The organism is Micromonospora sp. NPDC048830 (genome assembly GCF_043198215.1).
GTDB lineage: Bacteria > Actinomycetota > Actinomycetes > Mycobacteriales > Micromonosporaceae > Micromonospora.
On the sequence record NZ_JBICUP010000105.1, the window covers coordinates 1 to 5,040 of the forward strand.

The 5,040-nt window shown below is 74.3% G+C and carries 2 protein-coding genes; both read left to right on the plus strand.

All coding sequences use genetic code 11. The features are described 5' to 3' along the window. The coding region (locus ACGFIZ_RS33990) for a type I polyketide synthase (RefSeq protein WP_393427385.1) at positions 1-2,966 on the plus strand (2,966 nt) is incomplete at its 5' end. Further along, on the plus strand, positions 2,963-5,040 hold a 2,078-nt coding region (locus ACGFIZ_RS33995; protein WP_393427387.1), incomplete at its 3' end, for a type I polyketide synthase. The genes ACGFIZ_RS33990 and ACGFIZ_RS33995, both read left to right, overlap by 4 nt.

The window sequence follows — 5,040 nt, forward strand, 5'->3', positions numbered from 1 at the left end:
GGGGTGTGGAGCTGGACTGGGCGGCGATCGTCGGGCCGGTGCCGGCCGGGGCGGTCGGCCTGCCGACGTACCCGTTCCAACGCCAGCGCTACTGGTCGCCGGCAGCCTCGCGGCAGGCCCTGACCCTCCCGGCGCACGAGGACGGGCACCCGCTGCTCGGTCGGACCCTCTCCTCGCCCGCGCTCACCGGCACCGTGTTCGAGACGGTGCTGCACCCCGAGACCCACCCGCTCCTGACCGAGCACCGCATCTACGACCAGATCGTGGTGCCCGGCGCGCACCACCTGGTGATGCTGGCCGCGGCAGCCGAGACGCGGGCCGCGTCGCCGGCGCTCACGGACGTCGTCTTCCCGCAACCGATGCTGCTCGGCGAACGGCAGGCCCGGGTCGTGCAGGTGGTCCTCGGGGAGTCCGACGGCCAGGAGCCGCCGGTCCACCTGGTGAGCCGCGACGCCGACGAGCAAACGTGGACGACACACGCGACCGGTGCCCTGCGCGTCGACGCCGGCGACCCGGATCGGCACGAGACGCCCGCGGCGATCCAGGAGCGCTGCGTACCCGACCCCGACCACGTCGACTGGTTCTACGAGACGGGCTGGCGGAACGGCCTCGAACTGGAGTCCGGATTCCGCTGGCAGAGCCGCATCTGGCGGCGCGACGGCGAGGCGCTCTGCCAGATGCGGGCGGCGGAGGACACCGACCGGCAGGAGCGGTACGCGCTCCACCCCGGCCTGATCGACGCCAGCTTCCAGATCGTCGGCGCGGCGCTGCCGGCCATCGATCGCCAGTTCACCGTGTACGTGCCGCTCGGCCTGGACCGGTTCCGGCTGTACGGGGCCACCGGCGGACGGATCTGGGGCCACGCCCGGCTGCGGCCCGGCACCGACGCCGCCGACGAGACGTTGACGGCCGACGTGTGGCTGATCGACGACGACGGCCGCGTCGTGGCCGAGTGCCAGGGCCTGCGCCTCAAGCGCGCCGAACGGTCCGCGCTGCTCCGCGCCGGGCAGTCCCGCACCCCGGGCCTGCTCCACGAGGTCGTCTGGCAGCCCCAGCCGCTGCCGGCGCCCGTGGCCGAGGCCCCCGACGGGCGGTGGCTCCTCTGCGCCGACCGGACGGGCCTCGGGGCGGCGCTGGCCGATCAGCTGCGCGCCCGCGGGCACGAGGTGGTCGTCGCCCACCCCGGTCCGTCCCTGGCGCGCCTGGACGACCGGACCTGGCAGCTCGACCCGGCGGAGCCGACGCAGGTCGCCGAGCTGCTCGCCGCCGTCGCCGCCGGTGCGGACGTCCCGTTCCGTGGCGCCGTCCTGCTGTGGGGCCTGACCGCGGCCGGACCCGAGCCGGACCTGCCCGACCTCGACGCCGCGCAGACGCTGCTGCTCCGCGGAGCGCTGCACCTCGTCCGGGGCCTGGCGGGCCTGGAGGGGGTCGCCACGCCGAAGCTGCACCTGGTCACCCGCGGGGCGTGTGCGCCGGGCCCGCAGGCGTCGGTCGCCGTCGCCCAGACGCCGCTGTGGGGCCTGGGCAACGTGGTCGAACTGGAGCACCCGGAGCTGTGGGGTGGACAGGTCGACCTCGACCCGGAGGCCGGTGACCCGGACGCGGCGACCACGCTCGCGGACGAACTCCTCGCGCCCCCGGCCGGGGAACGGGTCGCGGTGCGCGGTGGACGGCGTACCGTCGCCCGGCTCGTCCCCCGGCAGGCCCCGCCGGCCACCGGCGCGGGAGTGACCGTCGACGCCGACGGGACGTACCTGATCACGGGCGGCCTGGGCGCGCTCGGCCTGACGGTCGCGCGCTGGCTGGTCGGGCGCGGCGCCCGGCACCTGGTCCTCCTCGGGCGGCGCGAGCCGACGGGCGAGGCCGCCGCCGTCCTCGACGACCTGCGCCGCTCCGGGGCGGAGGTCACCGCCGCCCCGGCGGACGTCGCGCGGGCCGACGACCTCGAACGCCTGATCGCTGAGATCCCCGGCTCGCGACCGCTGCGCGGCGTGGTCCACGCCGCAGGCGTGCTGCACGACGGCGTGCTGCTCCAGCAGCCCTGGCCGGACTTCGCCCGGGTGCTGGCCCCCAAGGTGGCCGGCGGCTGGAACCTGCACCGGCTGACCCGCGACCTGCCGCTGGACTTCTTCGTCCTCTTCTCGTCGGCGGCGTCGCTGCTCGGCTCCACCGGCCAGGCCAACTACGCCGCCGCGAACGCCTTCCTCGACGGGCTCGCCCACCACCGCAGGGCCCAGGGCCTGCCGGCGGTCAGCGTCAACTGGGGTCCGTGGACCGAGGCCGGCATGGCCGCCCGGGCGGGGCAGAGCGAGGGACGGTGGGCGGCCCAGGGCATCGGGGGGATCACCCCGGAGCAGGGCGTCGACGCGCTGGACCAGATCCTGCGTATCGACCCGGCCCAGATCGGCGTCCTGCCGGTCACCTGGTCCGTGTACCTGCGGCGCTACGCCCCCGGCGAGGAGCCGACGCTGCTGCGGGAACTGGCCCGGAACCTGCGTACCGGGGAGCAGCAGGCCGCCCCGTCGGCCGAGGGCCCCGGGCTGGCCGAGCGGCTCCGCGCCGCCCCGCCGCAGGCCCGCCGCGAGTTGCTGCTCGACCACGTACGCGGGCAGGTGCTCGCGGTGCTGGGCCTGCCGGCGACGCACCACCTGGAGCCGCTGCAGAAGCTCTTCGAGATCGGCCTGGACTCGTTGATGGCGATCGAACTGAAGAACGTCCTGCAGAGCCAGCTCGGGCAGCCCCTCCCGTCGACCGTGGTCTTCGAGTACCCGACGGTCGAATCGCTCACGGACTACCTGGCGCAGGACGTCCTCGCCCTGGACACGAGCGTGGCGGAGGAACCGGAACCGGAAGCCCCGCCCACCAGAACGGACACCGCCGAACGCCTCAGGGACCTCTCCGAGGACGACCTGGAGGACCTGTTGGCGCAGAAGCTCGCATCCCTCGCTCAGCGGAGAAGGAAATGACCGAAGACTCGACGCGCGGAGACCAGCAGCCGGCGCTCCTGCGCGCACTCGTCGCCATCGAGGAGCTGGAAGCCGAGCTCGACGAGGCGCGGCGTACCCAGCACGAGCCGATCGCCATCATCGGGGCGAGCTGCCGCTTCCCGGGCGGCGGCGACGACCTGGCCTCCTTCTGGCGGGTGCTGCACGACGGCGTGGACGCGTCGGGCGAGGTGCCGCGCGAGCGCTGGGACCTGGCGGACTTCCACGACCCGGACCCGGACCGGCCCGGGAAGATGTACACCCGCCAGGGGCACTTCGTCGACGGCATCGACCAGTTCGACCCGGCCTTCTTCGGCATCGCCCCCCGGGAGGCCGCCAGCCTCGACCCGCAGCAGCGGATGCTGCTCGAGGTCTCCTGGGAGGCGCTGGAGCACGCCGGGCAGGTGCCCGAGCGGCTGCACCGCACCCCGACCGGCGTCTTCGTCGGCATCATGACCAACGACTACCTCCAGTTGCAGACGGGCGCGGGAGACCCCGGCCAGCTCGACCTCTACGCCGGCACGGGCAACGACCTGAGCTTCCCGGCCGGGCGGCTGTCGTACCTGCTGGGCCTGCAGGGCCCGAGCATGGCGGTCACCACCGCCTGCTCCTCGTCCCTGGTCGCGCTGCACCTCGCCAGCCGGAGCCTGCGCGCGGGCGAGTGCAACCTCGCCCTGGTCGGCGGCGTCAACGCCATGCTGGCGCCCGACGCGTTCATCACGCTGTCGAAGATGCGGGCCCTGGCCGTGGACGGCCGGTGCAAGACGTTCGACGCGTCCGCCGACGGTTACGGCCGCGGCGAGGGCTGCGGCGTGGTCGTGTTGAAGCGGCTGTCGGACGCCCAGCGCGACGGTGACCGGGTGCTCGCGGTGGTGCGGGGCTCGGCGGTCAACCACGACGGCCCGAGCGGCGGGCTGACCGTGCCGAACGGGCTGGCGCAGCAGGAGTTGATCCGGTCGGCGCTGGCGGACGCGGGTGTCGAGCCGGGCGAGGTGGACTACGTCGAGGCGCACGGCACCGGCACCGCCCTCGGCGACCCGATCGAGGTGCGCGCGCTCTCCTCGGTGCTCGGCGCGGGGCGGCCCGCCGACCGGCCCGTGCTGGTCGGCTCGGTCAAGACGAACATCGGGCACCTGGAGGCAGCCGCCGGCATGGCGGGCCTGATCAAGCTGGTGCTGGCGTTGCGGCACGAGCAGGTGCCGGCGCACCTGCACCTGCGTACGCCGAACCCGCACATCCCCTGGGACGACCTGCCGATCCAGGTCCCCACGGCGCCCACGCCCTGGCCCCGCGGCGAAAAGCCCCGCGTCGCCGGCCTCAGCTCGTTCGGGATGAGCGGGACGAACGCGCACGTGATCGTGGGTGAGGCCCCGGAGCCTGTGCCGGCGGCGGTGGCGGCGGAGCGTCCGGAGCACGTGTTGGTGTTGTCGGCGCGTGACGTGGGTGCGTTGCGGGTGTTGGCGGGCCGGTATGTGGAGTTGCTGGAGTCGGTGGAGGCCCCCGAGTTCGCGGTGGCATGTGCCGCGGCGGCGGTGACGCGCAGCCACTTTGCGTGCCGGCTGGCGGTGGTGGCGTCGGACGCGTCCGAGGCGGTCGCCCGGTTGCGGGGTTGGTTGGCCGGTGAGCAGCACCGTCTGGTGGTTGAGGGTGTGGCCGGTGTGGGCCGGCGCCCGCGGGTGGGGTGGTTGTTCACGGGTCAGGGTTCGCAGTGGGTGGGGATGGCCCGTTCGCTGTACGAGTCGGAGCCGGTCTTCCGGTCCGAGTTGGACCGGTGCGCGGAACTGTTGGCGGGTGAGTTGGAGCGGCCGCTGTTGGAGGTGTTGTTCCCGCCGTCGGACATGAGTGAAGGCGCCGGGAAGGTGTTGGAGCAGACCGGGTTTACGCAGCCGGTGTTGTTCGCGGTGGAGTGGGCGCTGGCGTGTCTGTGGCGGCACTGGGGTGTGCGCCCGGACGTGGTACTCGGCCACAGCGTGGGTGAACTGGTCGCGGCGTGTGTGGCGGGGGTGTTGTCGCTGGAGGACGGGCTGCGTCTGGTGGCGGCTCGTGGCCGCCTGAT